This is a genomic window from Candidatus Venteria ishoeyi (genome assembly GCF_030378065.1).
Taxonomy (GTDB): Bacteria; Pseudomonadota; Gammaproteobacteria; order Beggiatoales; family Beggiatoaceae; genus Venteria; species Venteria ishoeyi.
Genome location: NZ_JAUCGJ010000002.1, coordinates 26905 through 51904, shown reverse-complemented (window position 1 = coordinate 51904; position 25000 = coordinate 26905). Strand labels below are relative to the sequence as shown.

General features: G+C 43.1%; 23 protein-coding genes. 13 read left to right on the top strand and 10 right to left on the bottom strand.

Annotated elements, in window-relative coordinates; translation table 11 throughout:
* Window positions 1-3: 3 nt before the first annotated feature.
* From QUF61_RS00980 to QUF61_RS00935, 10 genes are all read right to left on the bottom strand, one after another.
* Window positions 4-543 (bottom strand): GTP-binding protein, encoded by a 540-nt coding sequence (locus QUF61_RS00980; RefSeq protein WP_289680027.1) that lies wholly within the window; start codon window positions 541-543, stop codon window positions 4-6.
* A 6-nt stretch (window positions 544-549) separates the two neighbouring features.
* Entirely contained in the window at window positions 550-1743 is a 1194-nt protein-coding gene (locus QUF61_RS00975; protein WP_289680026.1) for a hypothetical protein, read from the bottom strand.
* Between the two features lie 161 nt (window positions 1744-1904).
* Window positions 1905-2264 (bottom strand): CZB domain-containing protein, encoded by a 360-nt coding sequence (locus QUF61_RS00970; RefSeq protein WP_103920747.1) that lies wholly within the window; start codon window positions 2262-2264, stop codon window positions 1905-1907.
* 40 nt (window positions 2265-2304) lie between these two features.
* Window positions 2305-2667 carry a roadblock/LC7 domain-containing protein gene (locus QUF61_RS00965; protein ID WP_103920746.1) on the bottom strand — a complete coding sequence of 121 codons (363 nt, stop codon included), beginning with the start codon at window positions 2665-2667 and terminating at the stop codon, window positions 2305-2307.
* A 106-nt stretch (window positions 2668-2773) separates the two neighbouring features.
* Window positions 2774-4108, bottom strand: coding sequence for a thioredoxin family protein (locus QUF61_RS00960; protein WP_289680024.1), 1335 nt, complete (start codon window positions 4106-4108; stop codon window positions 2774-2776).
* Window positions 4109-4265: 157 nt separating this feature from the next.
* The gene (locus QUF61_RS00955; RefSeq protein ID WP_103920750.1) at window positions 4266-4844 is read right to left on the bottom strand and encodes a 5-formyltetrahydrofolate cyclo-ligase; all 579 of its coding nucleotides are present in this window, start codon (window positions 4842-4844) and stop codon (window positions 4266-4268) included.
* A gap of 248 nt (window positions 4845-5092) precedes the next feature.
* Entirely contained in the window at window positions 5093-5425 is a 333-nt protein-coding gene (locus QUF61_RS00950; protein ID WP_103920744.1) for a cell division protein ZapA, read from the bottom strand.
* 28 nt (window positions 5426-5453) lie between these two features.
* On the bottom strand, window positions 5454-5663 hold the full coding sequence (locus QUF61_RS00945; RefSeq protein WP_286019409.1) for a TIGR02449 family protein: 210 nt from the start codon (window positions 5661-5663) through the stop codon (window positions 5454-5456).
* 12 nt (window positions 5664-5675) lie between these two features.
* Window positions 5676-6395: an MlaA family lipoprotein gene (locus QUF61_RS00940; RefSeq protein ID WP_289680021.1), complete on the bottom strand. Its 720-nt coding sequence runs from the start codon at window positions 6393-6395 to the stop codon at window positions 5676-5678.
* A 120-nt stretch (window positions 6396-6515) separates the two neighbouring features.
* Window positions 6516-8147: an alpha-D-glucose phosphate-specific phosphoglucomutase gene (locus QUF61_RS00935; RefSeq protein ID WP_289680019.1), complete on the bottom strand. Its 1632-nt coding sequence runs from the start codon at window positions 8145-8147 to the stop codon at window positions 6516-6518.
* Between the two features lie 393 nt (window positions 8148-8540).
* Between QUF61_RS00935 and QUF61_RS00930 the strand changes: the two genes are divergently transcribed.
* From QUF61_RS00930 to QUF61_RS00870, 13 genes are all read left to right on the top strand, one after another.
* Entirely contained in the window at window positions 8541-8861 is a 321-nt protein-coding gene (locus QUF61_RS00930) for an XkdW family protein (RefSeq protein WP_103920740.1), read from the top strand.
* 35 nt (window positions 8862-8896) lie between these two features.
* Window positions 8897-10981, top strand: coding sequence for a DUF4350 domain-containing protein (locus QUF61_RS00925; protein WP_289680018.1), 2085 nt, complete (start codon window positions 8897-8899; stop codon window positions 10979-10981).
* 142 nt (window positions 10982-11123) lie between these two features.
* The gene (gene moaC, locus QUF61_RS00920; protein ID WP_289680016.1) at window positions 11124-11609 is read left to right on the top strand and encodes a cyclic pyranopterin monophosphate synthase MoaC; all 486 of its coding nucleotides are present in this window, start codon (window positions 11124-11126) and stop codon (window positions 11607-11609) included.
* Window positions 11610-11780: 171 nt separating this feature from the next.
* Complete coding sequence (locus QUF61_RS00915) at window positions 11781-12203, top strand: cyclic nucleotide-binding domain-containing protein (protein ID WP_103920737.1); 423 nt, start codon at window positions 11781-11783, stop codon at window positions 12201-12203.
* Window position 12204: 1 nt separating this feature from the next.
* The gene (locus tag QUF61_RS00910) at window positions 12205-15051 is read left to right on the top strand and encodes an NTP/NDP exchange transporter (RefSeq protein WP_103920736.1); all 2847 of its coding nucleotides are present in this window, start codon (window positions 12205-12207) and stop codon (window positions 15049-15051) included.
* A gap of 64 nt (window positions 15052-15115) precedes the next feature.
* The gene (locus QUF61_RS00905; protein WP_103920735.1) at window positions 15116-15973 is read left to right on the top strand and encodes a hypothetical protein; all 858 of its coding nucleotides are present in this window, start codon (window positions 15116-15118) and stop codon (window positions 15971-15973) included.
* Window positions 15974-16060: 87 nt separating this feature from the next.
* Window positions 16061-16432, top strand: coding sequence for a hypothetical protein (locus QUF61_RS00900; protein ID WP_103920734.1), 372 nt, complete (start codon window positions 16061-16063; stop codon window positions 16430-16432).
* A gap of 141 nt (window positions 16433-16573) precedes the next feature.
* On the top strand, window positions 16574-17593 hold the full coding sequence (gene sohB, locus QUF61_RS00895) for a protease SohB (RefSeq protein WP_103920733.1): 1020 nt from the start codon (window positions 16574-16576) through the stop codon (window positions 17591-17593).
* A 32-nt stretch (window positions 17594-17625) separates the two neighbouring features.
* Window positions 17626-19083, top strand: a complete 1458-nt coding sequence (locus QUF61_RS00890; RefSeq protein WP_289680012.1) for an HD domain-containing phosphohydrolase — start codon at window positions 17626-17628, stop codon at window positions 19081-19083.
* A 121-nt stretch (window positions 19084-19204) separates the two neighbouring features.
* A complete protein-coding gene (locus tag QUF61_RS00885; RefSeq protein ID WP_289680010.1) occupies window positions 19205-21472 on the top strand; it encodes a transglycosylase domain-containing protein in 2268 nt (755 codons plus the stop codon).
* Between the two features lie 110 nt (window positions 21473-21582).
* Window positions 21583-22509: a diguanylate cyclase domain-containing protein gene (locus QUF61_RS00880; RefSeq protein ID WP_289680009.1), complete on the top strand. Its 927-nt coding sequence runs from the start codon at window positions 21583-21585 to the stop codon at window positions 22507-22509.
* Entirely contained in the window at window positions 22506-23660 is a 1155-nt protein-coding gene (locus QUF61_RS00875) for a saccharopine dehydrogenase NADP-binding domain-containing protein (protein WP_289680008.1), read from the top strand. Before QUF61_RS00880 ends, QUF61_RS00875 begins: the two co-directional genes overlap by 4 nt.
* Window positions 23661-23739: 79 nt before the next feature.
* On the top strand, window positions 23740-24996 hold the full coding sequence (locus QUF61_RS00870; RefSeq protein ID WP_289680006.1) for a glutamate-5-semialdehyde dehydrogenase: 1257 nt from the start codon (window positions 23740-23742) through the stop codon (window positions 24994-24996).
* The last annotated feature ends 4 nt before the right edge of the window (window positions 24997-25000 follow it).

Below are 25000 nucleotides of genomic sequence, written 5' to 3'. Positions count from 1 at the left end.
CTATTATGTTATACCGGGATCAAGTGAATATAATAAGGCTTGCACCAATAAAGAAACATCCTGTTTATTACGGGCATCAATTTCAAATATTGGTGGATTGATGTTTAATGCTCTGAAGTGCTCGTAATAGAGTTCCAGGCCTGGTTCAGGTTTGACATCCATGCGCGTAATACCAATAACAAGCTTACCCTCTTTTAAGAAATCTCTAAAAGCATGTAAAAACGCTTTCATTTCCCGAATAGGATAACGGTGGGCATGATCAATCAATAGAATTAATCCCAAACCACCCTTAATAAGAATCTCCCACATAAAGTCAAAGCGTTCTTGCCCTGGCGTACCATACAGATGAATTTTATCGCGATTACCCAGCTTCATCAGCCCATAATCCATTGCTACAGTAATCCCTTTTTTGCCAATATAACTATCGAGTATTTCATTGGAAGCAGCATCGGTGCGGATGGTGGCAATATCACTTAAAGCAGTAATGGCGGTAGTTTTGCCCGCACCAGAGGGGCCGGTAAAAATAATTTTATAATCTGCCATAATATTTTAAATCTTTAGTCCAAGGTGTGACAAAATTTTTCTGAACAAGCCCCGTTGTTCAGTGTGTTTAGCACTGAGTTTTAGCGTTTTGTGATGATCTTTGGTTTGATGATCGGGATATGCCAGACCAATGGCATATACCGCATTATAAAAAGTAAACACATCGCGTTGTGGAATTTCCAATAAACGAGCCGTTTCTGCCAGACTGCAAGCTGTTTCTATCCACAGTGCGGTGATCTGCATGGCATGGGGGGGGATCAATAAACGCGTAAAATTCGGCCAGCGTGATAAAACAATGGCTTGATCCAGCGGTGTGTCAGCCATGATACGACCACGCGCAGTCCACAGCGACAGTTTCCAGGTGAATTGTTCTAAATAATAATGATAAAACGCAACACTGGCAGTTTTAATCTGTTGTTCTAATTCTTCCGGCGGCACTGTCAGCATTTTCACATGTTCAGCCTTAATTGGCATGGTTGCCATCGTAAATAAACGTTCTTCCTGCACACTGGATAATAAACGATTTTTAGCTGGATGAATCAGTAACTCACCAAAAAATCCCTGAATGTGAATACAGCACTGCTGTTGTTTTGCCAAATGCATGGCTTTGCTGAATAAACCTTGAAAATATTCATTGGCATGATAACTGATGCTGGCAACTGCTTTACGATCTTTCAGGTTAATGTCAGGATGCTCACCACAAATCCTGTTATCAGCATATTGGCTAAAATAATGTTGTTGATATTGCTCTAATGTTTGAGTTGTGTGTTTGACATCCTGTGTTTGCTTTTTAGGAGAAGCAGTACCTGCTTTAGTCTGGGTTTCAGTCTGGCTTGCAGGTATCAATTCAGTTAAAGTAAGGCGAAATTGTTCGACTTGTTGTTTTAATAATGTAAGTTGTTCTAATAGGATGGTTAACTTAACTGGCTTTTTGATAAACAGGTGCTTTTTACCAACCCAGTCATATAATGACAATACCAAAGTGGGCATAGCTGGGTGTTGTTGTTGATAAATTTCCCACAGTGCTTTAGAGCCTAATGTATCCATATCAAAAATACACGCTTCGGCCTGCGTTTCTTCAACCAGAATAAAAGCCGCTTGCGCATGTTTTTCAAATACCATTTTCAGCATATCAGATGTACGGGTATCCATCCCCTGTTTCATAATGCGTATCGGGTTTTTCGTTGAGTTTGGCATCATTGATAATGCAAAATCCTGATTATACTGATTGGAAATCAGGACATTTGATCCAGTTCCAACAGCTTATTATAAATTTCTGGATATTCAATCCTAAGCAAAAACAGTATTTTATAAAACACTGTTTTTGCTATAAAAAATTAATTAAGCTGTGTTTAGCTTAATTAAGACATGCCGTCTAAATCTAATAATTTGTTATAAATATTGGTGGATAAGACATGCATATCCGTTTCTGCTCTACGCGCCCCTTCTTCATCTCCCGCTATTTTTTTAGCCAGCGCATCTTTGCTGATATCATGAAATTTTTCATGGGGTTCTTTCAGCGCATCAAATGTTTCCTGTGCTTTAGGATCGGACAGGGAGGCGACTTCATCAGCACCTTCACCATAAATCCATTGCCCCAATTTACAATCAGTGTGCGCAGTACCTTGAAAATCACTCTTACCTTCTAAGGTGGCATTGATTTTTTTCAAATATTGCACATGATCGTTGAGGCGTTGCAAAAAAAAGGCTTTACCCGCCATTGTCTGTTCTCCATCGTATTATTTTCATTACGATAAATGTTTATACCAGTTTGCTGATAGCCTCAGCAGAGCGTTTAACATCCAGAAAAATTAGTCCCAGCTTTGCACTGGCATTTGTTACAACGCTGACAACAGTATTTTCACCTGCATACATCATCAGTACATAACCGGCGCTACCTTTTATCAGCACCTGTTCAAGATTACCGCGCGCTAATTCTGAAGCAGTGCGATCCCCTAAAGATAACATTGCAGCAGCCATTGCTCCAACACGATCTTCATCCATTGTTTGTGGCAAAATTGCTGAGAGCACCAGTCCATCGGTAGAAATAACGGCTGAAGCTTCAATATCTGCGGAACTGCTATTTAACTCATTTAATGCAGCCATGATCATATCATCACGCATTCGTTTTCTCCTTTTATCTTAAAGCATATTAATAACATCACACTTGCCGTGTTTTTATATACCACCCGACTTATCATAGTCTATTTCGGTACTAAAAATCCTATTCTTACTTCTTATTCATTAATGTTCGCTGCTGCTTTGATTGGTTACGCAATTTATGCATATACCAACGCATCAGATTAGGTCCATAATTGCGATAGCCCTGTTCCAGCACGAAATCCAGCGCGACATTCAAACGGTGCAAACCAACAATCGATTCGATGCGTAAAATTTCACGTCCCCACTCATCAAAAAATAGAAGAGAAGGTGTATAAAATAAACCTAATTTTTTAGCCCATGCACTGGCTGTAAGTTTTCGTCCCTGCGGCGTGGTTAATGGTGTGTCCCCCTGCAAATTGAATTGTACCACTTCCATTTGTTTTAATTTTTCAAGAATATCTGGATTGGTCATGTGCTGTTGATGAAAACGGTCACAGGCATGACATTGCCCCTGTTCAAAAATCACCAGTAATGGTCTTTTTCCGGGTGTTTTTCTGCGTTCTAATTGATAAGGTGGCAGCATAAACAAGGGATTTTTATGTAGCGTATAATCTTTTGGCGGTGGTGGTTTTACTGCGGCAATATATTCATTAAAACTTTCTTTGAGATATTCCTTACCCTGTACATAATCTAATGCAGCACGAATTACATAAGCCGGGTAATAACCCCGCAGGCGTAAGACAGAATGTGCTTTTTTCAGTGTTTTATCATAGACATAAAACAATAATGAGGGGGTGAAATAGGTTTCTTCGGAGGCTGCGTATTCACTTTCTGTTGTCAGAATGCCTTCAGGGGTGGTGAGTACAATGCCGCCCATCGCATTAATGCCCACCACGTCAAAATAATGCCGGATATAGGTTTTAATATCAGGTTGTTCTAGGATAACATCCTGTAACTGCTCACAATAAGCACAATTTGGTGCAGCAAAATACAATAATAAATTTTTGTTTTGTTTTGCCGCCACTTTTAAATCATGATGTAAATTTAACTGACTTTTTTTGAACCAGTCAGGATAATGCAGATATTTCTTATCATTTGAAGGCGGGTGATCAATAAATTCATAATCCCGTGCATCGTCTACCGGGCCATCTGCCATTTCAATCAATAACGGCATATTATCATCAGTTTCATCCACGGTAATTGATAAGGGTAGCGCATCATCGGCTGTAATGGGTGTTATCGACTCAGGCAATTGTTCAGCGTTAATTTTCTCCAGTCTGTTTTCCCCACCTGATTCAGGCAAGGGATTGCTGTGTTGTATCATTGACAGCTCAGCATTGGCACGCCTCGCCTCAGCTTGGAGTTGGCGCGCCTGAATCGCTGCTTCAACCATGCTAGTGTCGCTACCAAGCAAAACACCGATAGAAGCTAATAATGAATAAAACAGGGAAGATATCAACATGTTCAGCTTTAAGAAAAAGTAAAATTTAATAATCGTATTATTGTACTGCGTAACTTCAGCAAATAACTTGCCATTAAATAATCTGAAATCAATGTAAGGTTTTTTAATGAAAATCAGTCAAGTTCAGCTACTGAAAGAAGCTTATACCGAACTCAGTTTAAGTGCAATCAAACACACCTTTTTCGGTTGCAAATAAGCGCATTGGCACATCCCAGAAATTACCTTGCAGCGTGCCTACCTGTTGTAATTGATGAGCGACACCCACCAAAGTGGGTTGTTGGTAATATGTATTGCGCTGCAAATAAGCAAAACTACGATCATAAAATCCGCCACCCATGCCCAAGCGATTGCCCATTGCATCAAACCCCACCAATGGCATCAAAACCATATCTAATGCCCATGGTGGACGCATGGCTGTTCTGTTTTGCGGTTCGAGAATACCAAAGTGGTTTTTTTGCATTACTGAATCTGGCGTATAAGGACAAAACCACAATGCTTGGCGGTGTGCCTGCAAAACCGGCAGGTAACAGGATTTTCCCATGCCCCAGAGTTTGTTTATCAAAGGCTTGAGATCCAATTCTCCATCATTGGCTAGATAACAGGCAATATGCTGACTACGTAAAAATCGGGGGTGATGTCCTAAATGTCTAGCCAGATGCTGTGCATGTGATTTTTGCTGATGAGGGGAGAGCATTCGGCGTTGCTGGCGTAACTGTTGTCTTAATGCTTGATTCATGACAAAAAAAACCCGCTGCTTAGCGGGATTCATAATTAAGAGGTGTTCCCCAGGTGCGGATGGATCGTCTCGAACCGGTATGGTTCAAGTGGAAACATTAATTGCGCATCAGGCTCCTCAATAAATGAGTATGCACAACAGCACAGATTCTCTGTCTCCGATCTATCTGAGTCTAGGTTCAAGCATTTGCTGCATCCGGCAGCCAGAGGAACACCAAACCGGTTGGATAAAAAGCAGAAATTCAGATTTTAACGCTGAGCCTCCAAGGCTGCATAAATTTTTTGTTCTAAGCGTTGAATTTCAATTTCTATTTTTTTCTGCTCTTTTTCCTTATCTTCTAAGTTCTCAGTATAGCTGTTTTTTTGAGTTTTGTATTGTAAAAGTTCATGTACGATATTTAAAGCAGCCATTACCAGTAAACGTTCTGTACCGACTACTTTACCACCTTCTCGTATCATTTGCATCTGTTGAGCGAGATAATCTGCGCAGGCTTTCAAATCCTCACGTTCACCTTCCTGGCAGGCAACGACATATTCCTTATCAAGAATATGTAAAGTGAACTGTCTGGCACGTTGCCTCATGTTCTGAAATTCCTCATCATTGGGTACCTTATGATTCTGGATCCAGGGCTTTTAAGCGTTCAATCATGGCATTAATCCGGGTTTTGGCTAATTCCGTTTTTTCTACTAAACGGGTGCGTTCTTGTTTAAGTTGTACTTGTTCTGTGCGTAACTGCTTATTTTCCTGTTTTAGTTGCTCGCAATGCGCAATCAAGGCGTCAATCCGAGTTTCTAAATTGACTAAAGTCCCCCTATCCATCAACCATGCCTCTTACAAATCATCAAATAAATCCGCATCGGATACGTCGTCAGTCGAGTCGATCTGACCATCTTTAACCAGCGCTTCCCGGCGTTGTATATAAGCATTACGCACAAAAGCATAAGGATCGGTTGTGGCTGAGCGCAGCACGCGTTCTATCCCTAAGAGTTGAACCCGTTTATCAATCATTTTTAAGGTTGTGGTACTGTACATGACTCTTTTTCTTGTATTATCATTTTGAATAGCCAAACGGGGATCGGTATAAGTATCAACAATAAACCCCGCAGTATCACGTATATTACTGGGACCAAAAAAAGGTAATACAATATATGGCCCGGGTAAAACCCCCCAATATCCCAGGGTCTGCCCAAAATCTTCTTCATGTTTGGGCCAACCATATTCTGTAGCAGGATCAAAAAAACCCAGAAAACCAACAGAGGTATTGAGTAGCAAACGCCCCGTATCCTGACTTGCCTGGACAATTTTTAATTGCAAGAGATCATTGGCAATAACCACGACATCATCAAGGTTATTAAAGAAGTTACGAATACCCTGGCGAAAAGACTCAGATCCTGCTGCAATATAAATACCTGCCAGTGGTTTTAGAATCATACGATCCAGATCTTCATTAAATGCATAAATCGCCCGGTTAGTCGTTTCCATAGGATCTTCTGGAATCGGTGCCAAAGGCGCATTAGCACAACCCTGAGTAATGAGCAGTATGCACAACATGATTACTATTCTGTTTGTTTTCAAAAAAGACATACTAACAAAACCCACCCTTAAATCAGAAGCTATTGGTAAACCTATTAAAAATATTGTACAGTAGTATTTTTTTGAGCAACACATCCATTACGTAATCACTGAAGGTTGTTCACGCTTGGTGTAATGCTTAACTTTAGCCAGCTCATCTGCAATTTGAATTAAATCGGCTAAGGCTTCTTGTGCATCCAGATCATGCAAATCAGTATTCGCTTCAAAACGTTCAAGATAAATCCGCAATGTTGCACCCGCAGTACCCGTGCCCGATAAACGAAACACAATACGCGAACCATCTGCAAAACCGATACGAATACCTTGCTTTTCACTACGGCTGTTATCCACCGGATCGGTATAACTGAAATTATCGGCAAAAGTGATGCGTGCACCGGAAATCGTTTTACCGGGCAGGCTGTCAAATTGCGCTTCCAATTCATCCATCAAGGTTTTGGCCTGGGCTGCATCAACATTTTCGTAATCATGGCGGCTGTAAAAATTACGCCCATATTGCGCCCAATGCTGTTTCAGAATTTGTTGCACCGACTGCTGACGCACCGCGAGAATATTCAACCAGAATAAAACCGCCCACAAACCATCTTTTTCCCGCACATGATCAGAGCCAGTGCCAAAACTTTCTTCGCCACATAAGGTCACCTTACCAGCATCCAGTAAATTACCAAAAAATTTCCAACCGGTTGGGGTTTCATAACAAGCGATACCCAGTTGCTTGGCAACGCGATCTACGGCGGCACTGGTTGGCATAGAGCGCGCAACCCCTGCAATACCCTGGCTGTAACCCGGTACTAAATGCGCATTAGCCGCCATCACTGCCAGACTGTCAGAGGGCGTGACAAAACAGCCCTGGCCCAGAATCATATTACGATCCCCATCACCATCAGAAGCTGCGCCAAACTGTGGAGCGTTCGTACCATATAAAATATCAACCAGTTCTTTGGCATAGGTCAGATTGGGATCGGGGTGGCCCTTGCCAAAATCTTCTAACGGTTCGCCATTAAGCACGATATTACCCGCACCCAGGCGATCTTCTAAAATCGCTTTGGCATAAGGGCCGGTAACTGCGTGCATGGCATCAAAAGCCATGCTGAAAGCACCCGAGTTAAATAGCTGTTTAATGCGCTCAAAATCAAACAAGGTTTCCATCAATTCGGCATAATCAGTGACTGAATCAATCACCTCAACTGGCATATCCCCCATCTTGACGCTGCCCAACCGATCTAAATCAATATCCGCTGTCTCTATGCTTTGATAGACACTAATATCTTGCGTAATTTGATAAATCGCATCCGTGACTTTCTCTGGTGCGGGGCCACCATTGCTGATGTTGTATTTAATGCCAAAATCCCCATCCGGGCCACCGGGATTATGACTGGCAGACAAGATAATGCCGCCAAATGCTTTATTTTTACGAATCACTGCGGAAGCTGCGGGTGTGGATAGAATGCCACCCTGTCCAACTAATACGCGACCAAAACCGTTGGCTGCTGCCATTTTTAAGATGATCTGAATTGCAGTACGATTGTGATAACGCCCGTCACCACCCAATACCAAGGTTTTACCCTGGAAATCCTCCAGTGCGTTAAAAATTGATTGTACAAAGTTTTCCAGATAATGTGCCTGCTGAAAAATACTGACTTGTTTGCGCAAGCCGGAAGTACCCGGTTTTTGTCCATTAAAAGGCTGGGTCTGAACCTTGATAATTTCCATATTTATACTCCCGCTGAAATCAATAAATCCTGCTATTTTAACCTGAACCCAATATAAGGTTCAGCTTAATTTGGATATTTTCATAGAAAATATCATTCAAAATACACAGCATCTTTAACAGAAAAGGTTATAATCCCGGCAATACCGCTTCTTTTCCGTGCCTACAGCACAAAAAAGAAGCCTTTGCGTAACATATTAAGGAGTGAGAATTTTATAACTTCAGCAACCTGGCTGGTTTTTTTCTCCATTTTCTACGTTGTGAAAACAGTTACATAGCTTGCTATGCGCCTGTTTTCACGCCTTGAAAATAAATAAAAATCCTGCGCCCAGTTTCTGTATTTATTTCATCTTCACTCCTAAATAGATAAATATTTTCATAGGAGAAGCTAAGGTATGGACTTAGATGCTTTCAGTATTTCTGCAATCATTGTCACTATTTTAACTGTTGTTGCAATTTTCATATTAATTCTGCGCAGCAACCGTCAAGGTCATGAAAAACGTGAACGTATTGCAGAATATGCCGCTAAAATGTCCCGTCATCACGGGGTGCGGGAATATTGTAAAACCTTACAAAAAATGTATCCTGATGCCTGTCCAGGGCTGGATTACATCATTACCCAGGATGAACTGGATAATCCTTACATTGAAGTATGGCTGCTAGATGTACCCAAACCTTCCGATGTTGAAATTAAACAGCAGATGGAAAATCAATAACAAACTAATGAGTACCGGCTAAAAAGTTCCAACGCATGATAGCGACCATCGCTTTACGCGAGCTGCGAAGTTTATTTTCCTCACCCCAGCTCTGGATGCTGCTGGCCCTGACGCTGACTTTACTGGCCTGGTTTTTTCTACTCAGCACTGATTATTATCTGAATCAATATCAACACCAAGCTGATGCTGAATATGGCTTCACCCTGGTTATCGTAGGTAATTTATTCAGCAAGGCGGCACATCTTTTATTATTGATTCTGCCCCTGCTGAGCATGTCGCTGATCAACGCAGAGCGGCGTCAACAAACTCTTGCTTTACTACTTTGTGCCCCCGTTTCCCCCTGGCAGATTATTGTTGGCAAATATCTGGCTTTGCAAGCTATATTGCTGTTTTTATTAGCACTGCTCAGCCTGATGCCATTGGCTCTAATCAGTGGTGGCAGCTTGGACGTAGTACATACACTCAGCGCACTATTGGGCTGCTGGCTGTTAATGTCCCTGTTTGCGGCTGTGGGTCTGCTATTTTCCAGTCTCAGCAAATCGGCAATGTTAGCGGCGGGTGGCAGCTTCAGCTTATTGCTGTTGTTATGGGGCATAGACTGGCAGGGCACGGGTGATGATCCGCTGGTTGCCTGGTTATCAACCCAGCACCATTATGCTGCTTTATTAAAAGGCCAGGTGCGTCTGCAAGATGTTGTCTATTTTCCACTGCTGGCGTTGCTGGCATTGTGGCTGGCAACAAGTACCTTAGCCAGACAAGGACACCGCCATGCGCTGGCATTTAAAAAATCTATCAATCTATTGTTGCTATTCATTGCAATCAGCCTTGCCTGGTTAAGTGTTAAATATGATAAACAATGGGACTGGACAGCTAATCACTCACATAGCTTGTCTTTCAAAAGTCAGCAAATATTAAAACAATTACCAGAACCCCTGCAAATTACCGCTTATGTTGGTGCGGAAAAACCAAAATTACGTCAGGCGATTCGGCAATTTCTCCATACCTATCAACAGCACAAAAATAACCTGCACCTACATTGGTTGGATCCTGCCTTGCTGCCAAACAGCTTGCCAGATAAGCGGCACCCTGAAGCACTGCTACACATACGTTACCAAACACGGGAAGCCTTTGTCTCCGAACTCAAGGGAAACCTGTTTACCACACAATTACAAGGTCTGACGCGCAGCCGTCAACATAATATTAGTTTTCTGCGAGGGCATGGCGAGCGCGACCCGCTGGGTAATGCGAACTTCGATTTAGGCACCTGGGGCATTCACCTGACAAAGCTTGGCCTGCAACTGCATTTACTGGACTTGGCACAAGCACCGCAAGTGCCTGATAATACCGATGTATTGGTGATTGCCAGTCCTCGTATCAGCTTAGCCCCAGGCGAAGTCCAGGCAGTGCTGGATTATCTGCAAACAGGCGGACAGTTATTATGTTTGTTTGATCCCAGTCTTGCACCTGATTCCCTGCAAGGTCTGGCACCGCTTGCCAAACACTTAGGTTTTGAATTATTACCCGGTCAAATCATTGATCCCAGCAGCCAGCGTTTATTTGGTCTGCGCAATGCCAGCATTGCAATGGTCAGCAATTACCCCGCACACCCCATTAGCAAAGCATTGGGGCGTACCCTGTTTCCCCAGGCAAGCGCACTGAAATTAAACACACAACAAACCTGGGAAAGCACCGCGCTGTTACAAACCGGTGAACAGGCATGGCGCAACACAGACTGGCAAAAAACATCAAAAGCACTGGAAGATAATCCAACAAACCAGGAAAAACAAACCCTGGGTATTCTCTGGCAGCGAACGCTTAATAATTCAGATAAGCTTGCAGCCAACAGACAGCGAATTGCAGTATTAGGGGATGGGGATTTCCTCTCCAACCAATATGTTGATAATCACAGCAATCTCGAATTAGGGATTCAATTGCTCAACTGGTTATTGGCAGAAGAAACCCAAATGGAGATTCCGCTGCATACAGCAATTGATGCCAAACTGGTGCTTTCTGAATCCCTGCGCATCCTGTTGACGTTGGGTTTTTTATTTATATTACCGGGCTTTCTATTGCTGATGGCAGTATTTTTTGCATGGCAAAAGCGGCGCAGGATAAGCTGATTGCATGAATACCTATTCTTTACTGCACAGAATTTGCCATCTAATATAACAAACTTAGGTTAAATAAATTGATATTATATATTGATAGTACATGATAGCAATTTGCTGTTTATTTTAGTTTTCCACTTAATATAAGATATTTATGTCAGAATTAACCCATTTTAATCAAGCCGGTGAAGCCCATATGGTGGATGTCGGCGACAAACAACACAGCCATCGACTTGCCATTGCGGAAGGCCGGATTTATATGCAGGCGGAAACCCTGACATTGATTGATACCGGTCAGCATAAAAAAGGCGATGTTTTAGGTATTGCCAGAGTCGCGGGTATCATGGCGGCAAAACGCACGGCAGATTTAATCCCCTTATGTCATCCGCTGGCTTTAACCAAAGTCGGACTGGATTTAACCTTAGAGCATGGTCAACCGGCGGTTTATTGTCAGGCTCAGGTGGAAACCCGTGGTCAGACCGGGGTGGAAATGGAAGCTTTGATGGCAGTTGAAATTGCCTTGTTAACGGTATATGACATGTGTAAAGCCGTGGATCGCGGCATGACACTCAGCGGTATTCGCTTGCAGAAAAAAACTGGCGGTAAATCTGGTGAATGGGTGCGGGCAGCCGCAGGATAAAGCTGGCACGTTCAATGCAGATTGACCATGAATCATAAAAACACAATGAGCACTTATAGGTTTTAAGATATTAAATATCCAAATTTAGTACTGGAAGTCCACCAGAAACGAATTATTCTGGGAAACTATTTATCTGACAGCCTATATCAGTCTCCAGTCTGGAAGTGACGCATGATCCCATTGGAAAAAATCATTGTTCTCAATAAGGTGCCCTTATTTTCGGCACTGAACACCGAGGATATTTATATGATTTCTACCATTGCCAGCGAAGAAGCTTATGGCGATGGACACACCCTGTTTTATCAGGGTGATGTGGGGGATAAGCTATTTCTGGTGGTATCTGGTGAAGTTGATATTTTACGGGAAAAAGACGGGGTGGAAACCCATGTCGTCACCATTGGTGAAAATGATTTTTTAGGTGAGCTGGCCTTATTTGATGCCGAAACCCGCACTGCAACTGCACGTTGTCGGGGGCCTTGCACTTTTTTGGTTATTGATAGAAATGACATGGAGCAACTGGCGCATGAATATCCAGCCATTGCATTTGGTTTTATTAAGGTGTTGATCAGCCGTATGCGGGGCATGATGAATTAATATGATGCGCTTTCTGAACCAATTGTTTCCAGTTAAAACCAACGAATGGGAAGCGGTACGCTACTTTTTCCTGGTAATGCTGGTGTTTGCCTTTGGTTCCAGTATTGCGCGCAGTATTGGCATGACACTATTGGTAGAGCATCTGGGGGGCGAGGTGTTGCCGCAGATTTTTATCATGGTGGATACCACAGCCATGTTGGGTTTGTTTGCTTATGCCAAGTATACTAAAACCGTCAGTGGCCTGCGCATACTGATTTTCTTTTTTATTGTTGCCACCATTTTTACCTTACTTTCCCAATTTTTATTTTTCCTGCCCTGGAGTTGGGTCTACGGCCTGTTTTTTGTTGGCTTTTTCTTTATTTATATTCTGATATCCATTCATATCGGCAGTGTGGTTGCGGCCTATTTTAATACTGTGCAGTTAAAACGGGTCACGGGATTTATCAATGCGGGTTTGCCTATCGGCGGCATCCTGGGCGGTAGTTGTCTGGTTTGGTTGTTGGATGTAATCCCTGATCCCAGTTCACTAATTCTGGTGACAGCATTTGCTTATTGGTTGGGCATGTTGTTATTACGGATGATTCAACGTCGTTTAACGCCAGTGCGTAGTTCACACGGTGATGCACATCAAAAACCACGCAGCACGATTGAAGAATTAAAAAATGGCTTTTTTTATATTATCCATTCCCGGCTGATGCTGTATATGGCGATTGGTTTGTTGCTGTTTGTGGTCGGCAGCAAATTTCTGGAATATCAATATCAAGCTTTGATTTACCCGGAAATATTCCCGGAAGCCAAGGAAAGAGCCTCCTTTTTTGCCATTTATGAAATTTTTGGTAACACCGCCTGGTTGTTGTTACAGATTTTTGTGACTTCACGTTTATTCATGAAATTGGGCGTAGGTGCCAGCAATTTATTACATCCCGTTTTAATGTTGCTGGTATCGCTGGGTTTATTATTCCGTTTTGGTTTTGTGGCGGGGGTGATCTCACAATTTGTTAACCAGGAAATGCGTGGTGCTTTGCGCACCCCTGCCAATAATTTATTATTTAATGCCGTACCGCCAAATATGTGGGGTACCACCAAAGCTTTTCTTAACGGTATTATTTTTCCATTGGCAACGGTCATCGCCAGCTCAACCTTATTATTGCTCAAGGAGCATTTACCCAATACAGAGCTGATGTTTTATCTCCCCTTGTTGACGCTGATTTTATCGATTATCGGCATCATTATGGCATTGCCCCAATGGGCTGCTTACAATGCCGGGGTTTATGGTTTGCTGGACAATAACCTGTTTTCACGTAAAGCCAAGGTGGGTAAACTTAACAGCTTAAAACAAATGCTGGAAACCAAACTCAGCGGTGAAAAAACCCAGGAGGTCATTGCTGCGCTGGAAATGGTGCGTGTGGTCAAGCTTAAAGGTTTTGAGCATCCGATTGGTAAATTACTACGCCAAAGTTCCGATACTGATATCAAGCGTCATTGTGTTGAAACCTTATCCGTGTTACCTCCGTCAGAGTCCATTCTGAAGCATTTATTACATGCGCTGCGTTTGGAGAACAATCCGGCAACGCTGCATTTGATATTACATACATTGCAACACTTTAACCTTAACGTGGTTGAACTGACTCAGAATGTTGAGCGTTTTTTATTACACCCTTCGCCCTTAGTATTTACTGAAGCCTTATTTAATCTGTACCAGCACCCTGATTGTTCCAGAGAACAACGCGATGATCTGGAACAGCGTTTATTAATTCGTCTGGCACGCCCGGATTTACCTGATTTTTCCTTGTATTTACGTTTATTAGGACATTTTCAGAATCCTGCTTACAGTCGTATGGTGATGCCCTTTTTAGAAAATACCAATATCAAAATTCGCTTAGCTGCATTTCAATCTTATATTGATATGCTGGGAGAGCAGCTAAATCCCTATCGGGCTGACTTTATTGATGTTTTACAAAATGATGATGCCAAGTCAATGAAAATTGCCGCCCTGCGTGCTTTGCGAAAATGCAGCGCGGCAACCGACTGGATACCAGTGATTCAGTTATTAGGCTCCAAAGAACATATATTGGTTAATGAAAGCAAAGCTTTATTACACTTGCAATTAGCGCAGGCACGTCCCGTACTGGAACAACGGGTATTTCAGCCGGATATTCCAACTGAAGAACGCTTTGAAATATTATCATTGATTTATCAGCAGTTATCGGATAAACAGTGCCTGCAACTACAACAGGAAGCCGATCATGCTTTGCAGCATTTTATTTATTTAATGGCCTTATTATGGTTATACCGCGAAAAAGAGCCGGATAACCCCAGCAAATCACTGGTAGAAAAAATATTATTGGAAATAGCTTATGATCACTTGCGTACCGTGATAACCGCAATCACTTATTTATCCGGGGAAACCCGTGAGTTTTTCCACCGTATATCCCAGGGTTTGCTTTCTGAAAGTCGCGCGAATCAGGGTAATGCACTGGAAGTTATGTCTAATGCCCGAGAGAGCTATCTTGCGGATCGCTTATTACGTTATTTTGATGAACGCCCGACCTCTCTGGAGATGCTCGATAAGATTCATCAATCGTTGTTTAAAATGCCCTTATTATTGACTGAAGATACAGAACTCATGCCGGATAACCCGCAGGATATGATAAAAACTGACTCCGGCCACTTAAATATGACAAAATATTGGGTATTAAATGCCCGCTATTATCAACAGGCACTGATGTCAATCGAACATACGCTGCTCAGAGCTTGTCTTTATTATAGTCATGACACCACCAGCAGTCATATGGATGTCTTGTATGAGGATGAAAAAACCCGCGAATTACTGGGTGTGATCGGTTAAGCTATCCGCTATTTTAATAACACTGTGAAGTGAAAGAATACGGTTATCAATAGGAAAATAAAATATGAGAGTTATAAAATCCCCCATCTTTTTGCTGGGTTTATTTTTGTTCCTGTTGCAGGGCTGCTCAGCACCTACCGCAGCAGTCAAACCTGTAGCAGAACAAAATATGCAGAATTTGAACGCACTGACTGCAAACAGCCACTTGCTCCAGCAAGTCTATGAGCCGCTGTTAACTTCAATCGGCAATGCCCTGATTATTGATTATATTACAACGATGGAAGCAGAGATGATTGCCGTGGTTGGGCCACCAGTCTTATCACCTAAGGCTAAGGACTGGGAACAAGCATTTAAGAAAGTACGCAACACTTTTTTTAATAAACGCGCCAAATTTTTTGAACGCTATCAGCATGTCAAATCTTCGCTGGAGCGTGGCATCAGTGAACAAGACCGACGTAAGCTGATGATAAAAGAAGGTTGGATTTATAGCGCAGTTCAGGATGCTGAGTTCACACCAAAAAAAGCACATGATTTGTTAAAAACATTAAAGGAATTACGTCGGAGCAATAATAAACAGGGGCGTGATAATATTTATTACAAAGAAGCGGAACGACGCTTAAGCCGCTATGATGCGAAGCTGGCCTATTATACCCAAAGTACTTTGGCATCCCTGCAACTATTAAATGGTCTGCAACGGGAAATCAATGAAGAACTGGATTTGGCACGCACTCATGGTCAGGCAATTTTAGCTTATACCCAGAGTGAAATTAATATGAAAAGTACCATCCGCAATATTGATCAGAAAGAAGTTGCCAGTCTGTTAGGGGTATTAGGCAATAAGTATATTGATGATGAATTTTATCGTAATGCTGCGGTGAACCTACTGACTAAAGGTAGTCAGGTGTTTGCAGACAGTCTCTAACCATTAAATAAGGTGTTACGCAAAAGCTTCTTTTTTGTGCTTTAAGGCACAAAAAAACCACTTTTGCTCCACAAGGAAACCATACTGATGTCAACCCTCACACCCGAAGAAATAGCCAAATTTGAACAAGCCATGCAAGGCGACAGCCCTGTACATGACCCAGACTGGAAAGTTACGCAACAAATGCTGAAAATGGTTGCGCTGCAAGGTAAATACATCATTGAATTGCAAGCGCAACTAGATGCCTACATGGGGGCAAATCAAGCTACTTCGGCGATGTTCATTGATGCTTTGCAACAATCTTCACAAGTACAAACCGTGGACAATCAAATCAGTGAGGCTGATGCTGAAGCGGCAGTAACCGGCTTGAGCCAAGCGGTGGAATCTTATCAAAATGGTCAACAGGTTGCACAATATGCAGGTAATGTGCTGAAATTTGCAGCAGCCATTATCCTCTGATAGCATCAACACCTTTTCGTAATATTTCGCTTGAAAAAAGCTGATATTGCACTCAGTACCTATACCAAACCTGGTAGTATTTTTTTGATCTATCAGGTTTCTGTGTTTAGGGTGGATTGAATTTTAAGGAATAAGCAGCAAGTGGAATTTTTATTAGAGTATGGATTATTTTTGGCAAAGACACTGACCTTATTGGCGGCTGTATTGCTTGTCATTGGAGTTGCTGTTTTTGCAAGCCATCGTCACCAGGATGAAGAAGGCGAACTGAAAGTTATCAAATTGAATGAGCGTTATAAACAGTATCAAACACTGTTAGAAGATGTCATTCTCAGTGAAGAAGCCCAAAAAGCACGGGATAAAAAGGAAAAAGAAGCCCAAAAAGCACTGAAAAAACAGCAAAAAGAAGGGGATGAAAAACATAAAAAGCGTATTTTTGTTTTAGATTTTCACGGTGATATTCGCGCTACGGAAACCGATGCCCTGGCAACGGAAATTACTGCAATACTCACCACGGCGCAGGCCGATGATGAAGTGGTTTTACGCCTGGAAAGTGCTGGTGGCGTGGTACATGGTTACGGCTTGGCGGCCTCACAATTACAGCGCATTCGTAATCACGGTTTGCAACTGACGGTTGCCGTGGACAAAGTGGCAGCTAGCGGGGGTTATATGATGGCCTGTGTTGGTCACAAAGTGCTGGCTGCGCCATTTGCAATCCTGGGTTCAGTCGGTGTGTTGGCGCAAATTCCCAATTTTAATCGCCTGTTGAAAAAACTGGATGTTGATTTTGAACAATTAACAGCCGGAGAATATAAACGCACCTTAAGCATGTTTGGTGAAAATACCTCACAGGGGCGTGAAAAATTTACTGAAGAGTTGGAAGAAACCCATCAGTTATTTAAAAGTTTTATTCAGGAAAACCGTCCCAGTCTGGATATTGTTAAAATTTCCACGGGAGAGCACTGGTTTGGAACCCATGCCAAAGAACTGGGTTTGGTTGATGCCTTGATAACCAGTGACGATTATTTATTGCAAGCGGCCAAAGATGCAGATTTATATTGCGTGACTTATGAAGCAAAACGTAATTTTTTGGAGAAATTTGGTATTAATATTCATCACGGCATCAGCCGATGGATTGCAGATAAGCAATTTGAGCAAGGTTGAGTCAGTTTTAATTGCCTGAGTGAGTCTTTTGCATGAATAAAATCAATGATACCTGTTTTCAGGCTGAAATTCTGGTCGTCGATGATATTGCAGCCAATTTGAAGCTGCTCAGCGATATTTTGCGCGCCCATCATTTTAAGGTGCATGGCACCTTGAGTGGACAACTTGCCTTGCAAGCCTTAAATCGTTTGAAGCCGGATATTATTTTACTGGATATTAAAATGCCGGGTATGGATGGTTATGAGGTGTGCCATGCAATTAAAGCCAACCCGGCATGGCAGGGTATCCCGGTTATCTTTATCAGTGCCTTAGATGAGCCACACGATAAGGTTAAAGCTTTCGCCAGTGGCGGCGTTGATTATATCAATAAGCCGTTTCAGGAAGCGGAAGTGCTGGCACGCGTTAAAACCCATATCACGCTGTTCCGAACCAGTCGCGCTCTGGAAGAATCTCATGCTTTGCTGGAGCATAAGGTGATGCAACGCACGGCTGAGTTAAAAGCCAGTGAGCGACGCTTAAAACAGGCGCTGAAAATGGCATCCCTGGGCAACTGGGAAATGGATTTAAAGACAGGTAAACTGTCCTGGTCTGATGAAATTGTTGATATTTTTGGTTTTGGAAAAAATACCTTTAACGTGTCTTTCGAAGGTTTTATTGACAGTGTGCACCCTGAAGACCAGGAAAAAGTGAAACAAGCTTATCAGGAAGCTGTTGCAGAAAAAAAATCCTGCGATATTGTGCATCGGATTATCCGCAAAGATAATTATGAAACCCGTTTTGTGCATGAGCACGCAGACCCTATTGATAATGCACAAAACGACAGCACCTATTTTTTTGGTACGGTACAGGACATCACTAACCTGGTCAAAGCTGAGCAGAGCAGTGACTTGTATCAGAAAAAATTCCACCATGCCTTAATTCAGACGATTGAATCTGTTGCAGCCACTTTAGAAAAACGCGATCCTTATACTGCCGGGCATCAAAAACGGGTTGCCGACCTATCGACCGCCATTGCCACTGAAATGGGCATGGATGCGCATATGATTGAAGGCGTGCGTCTAGGTAGCAGCATTCATGATATTGGCAAGGTACATATTCCTGCTGAAATTCTTAACCGCCCCGGTAAATTGGCGGAAGTGGAATTTGAAATTATTAAAAGCCACGCCCAAAATGGTTTTGAGATTCTCAAAGAAGTGGAGTTTCCCTGGCCCGTTGCCCAAATGATTCATCAGCATCATGAACGTCTTGATGGCTCAGGTTATCCTGAAGGGCTTAAGGCGGATGAAATTATTTTAGAAGCCCGCATTATTGCAGTAGCCGATGTGGTGGAAGCGATGGCTTCACATCGTCCTTACCGCGCGGCAAAAGGCATTGAACTGGCACTGGCGGAAGTGGAAAAAGGTGCGGGCAGCATTTTTGATCCACAAGTTGTCGAGGCCTGTTTGCGTTTATTTAGGGAAAACCGGTATCAGTTAACTACACATTTTTAATGAAGAATGGGGCTTATGCCAACAAATTCAAAGAATCTGACAGGTCTTAAAGACCTGTCAGGTTTCCGTGAGAAATTAATTATCTGAAAAACTATAAAAATAACAGGAGCGCATAATATCAGTGAATAAATACGCTCAAAAATTAACTATAAAATGGCTGTGGCTGTTTTTATTGTTCTTAATCTTACTGCTGGCTGTGCAAACCTGGTTTTCTTTGCACCCCATACCCGCAGACTTAGGTTTTGATCCCAGTCGAGTGCGTAAGGTACAGATTGTTGATCGAAACTATCAGCCTTTAACGGTCACTTACCAAAATCGCTGGAATTTGCACGAAACCGTGCCTTTGCATAAAATCCCCAAAGCATTGCAACACGCTTTTGTGATGGCTGAGGATAAACGTTTTTTTGAGCACAGCGGTGTGGATTGGTGGGCGCGTGCACATGCAATGTTACAAAACATCCGTGCTGGGCGGGTGGTACGAGGTGCCAGCACCATCACTGAACAATCTGTGCGGATGTTGCATCCCAGGCCGCGCACCTTCTGGTCACGCTGGCTAGAGACCTTTGAAGCCTGGCAACTGGAAAGACATTTTTCCAAATCAGAAATTCTGGAGTTCTACCTCAATCAGATTCACTATGCCAGACAACGGCGTGGCGTTTTACAGGCAGCGCGAGATTATTTTGATCGCGATCTGGATACCCTGGTGCTCAAAGAAATGCTGGCCTTATCGGTACTCGTGCGTTCTCCGGGGCGTTTGGATTTGCGCAAGGGTTTTAAGGAAATCAGACGACCATTACAGGTACTAGCCAAGCGCATGTTGGATGCAGGTTTAATCAACGCCGCCGCATATCAGGCCATCGTACAAGATAAAATCCATTTGCAGCAACCAGAAGCCTTAATCCAGGCCAGCCATTTTGTGCGTTATTTATATCAGGATTACGCAACACAGATGCCTGCCACACTTAGTAAACGTTTGCAGCAAAAAGGTCGTCTGCACACCACTTTAGATGGTGAGTTACAGCATTATGCCTGGCAATTGCTCAATCAGCGCATTGCTGACTTACAAACCCTGGGGGTAAAAAATGGCGCGATGCTCATTGTTGATCATCACAGCAAACACATTTTGGCCTGGGTCAATAGCGGTGATTTTAAAAGGGAAAATCCAGGCAGTCAAATTGATGCTGTGATTACTCCCAGGCAACCCGGCTCCACGCTGAAACCTTTGTTATATGCCTTAGCTCTGCAACAAGGCTGGACTGCGGCAACGCTGATTGATGACAGCCCCTTAACTGAAGCGGTGGGTACAGGCTTGCATCAATATCATAATTACAGCCGTAGTTATTATGGTCGCTTACGCCTGCGCGATGCGCTGGGCAATTCTCTGAATATTCCCGCCGTGCGTACTGCGCAGTTTGTGGGCATTGACACATTTTTAAAGACCTTAAACCAATTAGGCATGAATAATCTGGATCAACATCCAGATTTTTATGGTGATGGTCTGGCTTTAGGCAATGGTGAAATTACACTGCTGGAACTGGTTGGCGCTTACGCCACTCTCGCCAGCCAAGGCATTTATCAGCCATTACAGTTATTGATGCAACAAACACCCACTGTGGGACATACGGTATTCAGCCCGGAAGTTTGCAGCATTATTGCGGATATTTTATCAGATAGCGATGCTCGCAGATTTGAATTTGGGCATAGTGCTTTATTAGATTTTCCAGTACAAACTGCGGTAAAAACCGGTACTTCAAATGATTATCATGATGCCTGGGCAGTGGGATTTAACCACCGTTACACAGTGGGTGTGTGGCTGGGTAATCTGGATCGCCAGCCTATGCAGCAAGTATCTGGCGCAACAGGTCCTGCATTATTATTACGCGCTATTTTTGCAAAACTCAATCAATATCAGGAAACCCAACCACTTTACCTCAGTCCAAAACTGTATCAGGCAGAAATCTGTCGTGATAGCGGGCAACTGGCAACGCAAAAAACAGGAAAAATACAAACTACAGCAGATTGCGCAACCCGTATGGAATGGTTTATTGCAGGTAGCCATGCCAATGCGCTCGTTGCTCAAACAACACAAAAACAATCAGCTCAGCCCATATTACGTTTAAAACAGCCAGTCAATGGCTTGCGTCTGGCACATGATCCCAGAATTCCGGATGCCCTGGAAGCATTCGATTTGCGTTTGCCACATGACCTGCCAACCTTGGCAGTGGAATGGTTAATTGACGGTAAGGTCATTGCAGTGACAGGAAAAACAATAACCCAGCAAAGCTGGCCTTTGCAAACAGGGGAGCATACTGCCCAGGCCAGAGTTTGGCTAAAGTCTACGGGAGAGAAGCCTGAAATTACCCCCAAGGTAGATTTTCATGTGTTTTAACCTGAACCCGACATAAGGTTTTTTAAGTAAAAATACTGAAATCCAGCACAAATTATCAAAACTCAGGTGTTATACTTCCACGTTTTTTCATTGTCTTCACAGGAACGCACATGCGCCTGAATACCGCATTATTTGACCATATGAATGATGGTGTGATATTAACCAACAAAGAAGGGGTGATTGAGCGTGCAAACACCGCCTTTTTACACAAAACCGGATACACGCTAAAAGAAGTTATTGGAAAAAAAGGCCGCTTTTTTCAATCCAGGCCACATAACCTGGATTTTTATCAAAAACTATGGGCACAACTGCGTAGTGAAGGGTATTGGCAAGGCATTGTTGATGATCGTAAAAAAAATGGTTATCTCTTTAAGACCTATTTAAAAATCTTTGCTATTCAAAGTGCAAATAATGACAAAGCCACGCATTATCTGGGCATTTATACCGATGTTGATTTAAATAGCCATGATTATGAGGCTTTGTTATATCACGCCAATAATTATGATCATTTAACCCAACTACCTAATACTGCATTATTTGTGGAAAAAATAACCGGCATTCAGGCATTAGTGCAACGTTACAATACCCGTTTTGCCTTATTGCGTATTGCGCTGCACCGTTTTGATGCAGTTCACCGTCTCATGGATTATGCTCTTGCTGATGAAGTGCTGTTACAGGTGGTAGAGCGTTTAAATAAGCGTTTACGCAGCACGGATTTGATGTCACGTATGGCAGATAATGAATTTATCATGGCCTTGGTAGATGTCAAAGATTTTAGCAGTATTGAACATGTTGCCGGTAATATTCTGCGTTGGTTACAAATGCCGTTCATGCTTCAGGCGCATACCGTAACAATTTCTGCACATATCGGCATTGCGGTTTACCCTGATGATCACAAAGACATTAAAAAATTAATGGGGCAGACAAAACTGGCATTGACACAGGCCAAAATGTCTGCCGAAGGAGGCTATGCTTTTTTTAACGCACCCATTGCCCAATCTTCTGATTTTCAAATTAATGATAATACGCAATTATGAATAACATAACGCAACAAGAAAATAACAACAAAAAAGACTTCCTGATTATTGGTGGCTATGGCAACGCAGGTTTTGCACTGGCTTATCAATTATTAAAAAATACCCAAGCAACACTACTCATTGCAGGCAGAAATCAACACAAAGCCAAAGCCGTTGCTGGTGATCTCAATGCCATGAATGCTGAAGAATGGATATTTCGAGTTTCCGGCACTGCTTTGGATGTCACTGATAAATCTGATTTGTACAAGGTATTTTCCCAGGTTTCCTGCGTTATTTTAGCCGCGCCATTGATTCCTTTTTTAGATCGCATTGTTGATGCCGTGGTTGCCACAGGTATTGATTGCATTGACTTGCAAACCGGGGGTAGAAGCCGACGTATCCTGGCTGCACGCAAAAACGCAATAACACAGGCAGGTTGTTGTTTTATTGCCAATGCAGGTTTTTCTCCAGGCTTACCCGCTATTTTACTGCGCCGTTTTGGTGATGATATTGAAAAGCTTAAAACGGTGCGTTTTAACCTGTTACAAAAAATTGACTGGGACAGCGCACAACCTAGTGATGCCCGACTTGCAGAGCTGTTGGAGATTATTGACTCTGCCATACCACAACTGTATCAAAATGGTACATGGCAAAAAGCCAAATTCTGGCAGCACCCAAAATGCAGCTTCCCCGGTATATCCGGTCATTATCGTTGCCATCCGGTCAAATTAGCCGAGTTGGAAAATTTACCACAACATTACCCTCACCTGGAAAAATTAAGTTTTAATCAAGCTGATCTGAACACCATCTTTAATCGCCTGTTGGTACCGCTGGCAGGACACATGCCCGCAGAAACTTATCGCCATAAACAAGTGCAGCGTGCACGTCAGGTATTAAGCTTTTCTGCCAAGCCACCGTTTAAGGGGGTGATGCAGGCTATTTTCCAGGGTACGGCGGGGATTGAAGATAAACAAATCAGCGTGACTATTCAGGCAGACAACCTCTATGAACTGACAGGTATTGCCGCTGCTGCCTGCATTTTACAATATCTGGATGGTACGATTAAACAACCAGGACTCTGGTATCAGGGACTTTTACTTGATCCGGTGCGAATGCTGAAAGATATGCAGATGCTGGGCGCGGATATTGAGACAAAATCATCAATTGTGTAACGCCCCCCATTGAAGAAGACTTATCACGACCGTATAGAGTCTGTATAATCCTTGGTTTTGTAAAAAAACCGGATTATTCATGAACGTACAAGAATTAATGCACAGTATCGGGATTCAGGCGCGTGATGCTGCCGTGGTCATGGCGCGCGCCAGTACGGCGCAAAAAAACCAGGCACTGGAAGCAATTGCCGAGCAATTGCTGGCTGATACCGCAACTTTGCAAGCAGCGAATGAAAAGGATCTAAGCGCGGGTAAAAGTCGTGGACTGGACGCCGCTTTATTAGATCGTCTGGCCTTGACCCCAACACGGATTGCCGCAATGGCGGAAGGTTTACGGCAGATTGCCAGTCTGCCTGACCCGGTGGGTGAAATCACTGATTTATGCACCCGCCCCAGCGGTATTCAAGTGGGTAAAATGCGCGTGCCTTTGGGTGTGATTGGCATTATTTACGAGTCGCGTCCTAACGTGACTGCCGATGCCGCAGCACTGTGTTTGAAATCAGGTAATGCAGCAATTTTACGGGGTGGTTCTGAAGCCATTCATTCCAATCAAGCCATTGCTCAGTGTGTGCGGGTTGGTTTGGAATCTCAGGGTTTACCCGCAACTGCGGTACAGGTGCTGGAAACCACAGATCGTGCAGCAGTTGGTGAGCTGCTGAAAATGAAAGCTTTTGTTGATGTAATCGTGCCACGTGGCGGTAAAGGTTTGATTGAGCGCGTCAGCAATGAAGCAAGGGTGCCCGTGATCAAGCATTTAGACGGTATCTGCCATGTTTATATTGACGATCAGGCGGATATGGATAAGGCGGTTGCCGTTGCCTATAACGCCAAAACTCAGCGTTACGGCACTTGTAACACCATGGAAACGCTGCTGGTGGCAGAAGGTATTGCAGCGCAGATTCTACCCATGCTGGCAGAACGTTATTTGCAGGCGGAAGTGGAATTGCGCGGTTGCGATAAGGCCCGCACAATTGTACCGGCAATGACCACAGCCACTGAAGAAGATTGGGCGACAGAATATCTGGCTCCCATTTTATCAATTAAAGTTGTCAGCGATATGGATGCTGCCATGTCTCATATTCGTCACTACAGCTCACAACACACCGAAGCCATTATCACTGAAAACTGGACGCGGGCGCGGCGTTTTCTGAACGAGGTTGACTCCAGTTCAGTAATGATCAATGCCTCAACCCGTTTTGCCGATGGTTTTGAATATGGTCTGGGTGCAGAAATTGGCATCAGCACAGATAAAATTCATGCCCGTGGCCCGGTGGGTCTGGAAGGTTTGACTTCACAGAAGTTTATTGTGCTCGGTGATGGGCATATTCGTCTATAGATTT

Coding starts and splice junctions, on each gene's coding strand:
- QUF61_RS00945 (WP_286019409.1), bottom strand. CDS start 5,663: ATGGATAGGGGGACTTTAGTCAATTTAGAAACTCGGATTGACGCCTTG.
- QUF61_RS00950 (WP_103920744.1), bottom strand. CDS start 5,425: ATGAGGCAACGTGCCAGACAGTTCACTTTACATATTCTTGATAAGGAA.
- QUF61_RS00880 (WP_289680009.1), top strand. CDS start 21,583: ATGCGCCTGAATACCGCATTATTTGACCATATGAATGATGGTGTGATA.
- QUF61_RS00905 (WP_103920735.1), top strand. CDS start 15,116: ATGAGAGTTATAAAATCCCCCATCTTTTTGCTGGGTTTATTTTTGTTC.
- QUF61_RS00930 (WP_103920740.1), top strand. CDS start 8,541: ATGGACTTAGATGCTTTCAGTATTTCTGCAATCATTGTCACTATTTTA.
- QUF61_RS00940 (WP_289680021.1), bottom strand. CDS start 6,395: ATGTTGTGCATACTGCTCATTACTCAGGGTTGTGCTAATGCGCCTTTG.
- QUF61_RS00935 (WP_289680019.1), bottom strand. CDS start 8,147: ATGGAAATTATCAAGGTTCAGACCCAGCCTTTTAATGGACAAAAACCG.
- QUF61_RS00960 (WP_289680024.1), bottom strand. CDS start 4,108: ATGTTGATATCTTCCCTGTTTTATTCATTATTAGCTTCTATCGGTGTT.
- QUF61_RS00970 (WP_103920747.1), bottom strand. CDS start 2,264: ATGGCGGGTAAAGCCTTTTTTTTGCAACGCCTCAACGATCATGTGCAA.
- QUF61_RS00890 (WP_289680012.1), top strand. CDS start 17,626: ATGAATAAAATCAATGATACCTGTTTTCAGGCTGAAATTCTGGTCGTC.
- QUF61_RS00875 (WP_289680008.1), top strand. CDS start 22,506: ATGAATAACATAACGCAACAAGAAAATAACAACAAAAAAGACTTCCTG.
- QUF61_RS00870 (WP_289680006.1), top strand. CDS start 23,740: ATGAACGTACAAGAATTAATGCACAGTATCGGGATTCAGGCGCGTGAT.
- moaC (WP_289680016.1), top strand. CDS start 11,124: ATGTCAGAATTAACCCATTTTAATCAAGCCGGTGAAGCCCATATGGTG.
- QUF61_RS00915 (WP_103920737.1), top strand. CDS start 11,781: ATGATCCCATTGGAAAAAATCATTGTTCTCAATAAGGTGCCCTTATTT.
- QUF61_RS00980 (WP_289680027.1), bottom strand. CDS start 543: ATGGCAGATTATAAAATTATTTTTACCGGCCCCTCTGGTGCGGGCAAA.
- QUF61_RS00900 (WP_103920734.1), top strand. CDS start 16,061: ATGTCAACCCTCACACCCGAAGAAATAGCCAAATTTGAACAAGCCATG.
- QUF61_RS00975 (WP_289680026.1), bottom strand. CDS start 1,743: ATGATGCCAAACTCAACGAAAAACCCGATACGCATTATGAAACAGGGG.
- QUF61_RS00965 (WP_103920746.1), bottom strand. CDS start 2,667: ATGCGTGATGATATGATCATGGCTGCATTAAATGAGTTAAATAGCAGT.
- QUF61_RS00910 (WP_103920736.1), top strand. CDS start 12,205: ATGATGCGCTTTCTGAACCAATTGTTTCCAGTTAAAACCAACGAATGG.
- QUF61_RS00955 (WP_103920750.1), bottom strand. CDS start 4,844: ATGAATCAAGCATTAAGACAACAGTTACGCCAGCAACGCCGAATGCTC.
- QUF61_RS00925 (WP_289680018.1), top strand. CDS start 8,897: ATGATAGCGACCATCGCTTTACGCGAGCTGCGAAGTTTATTTTCCTCA.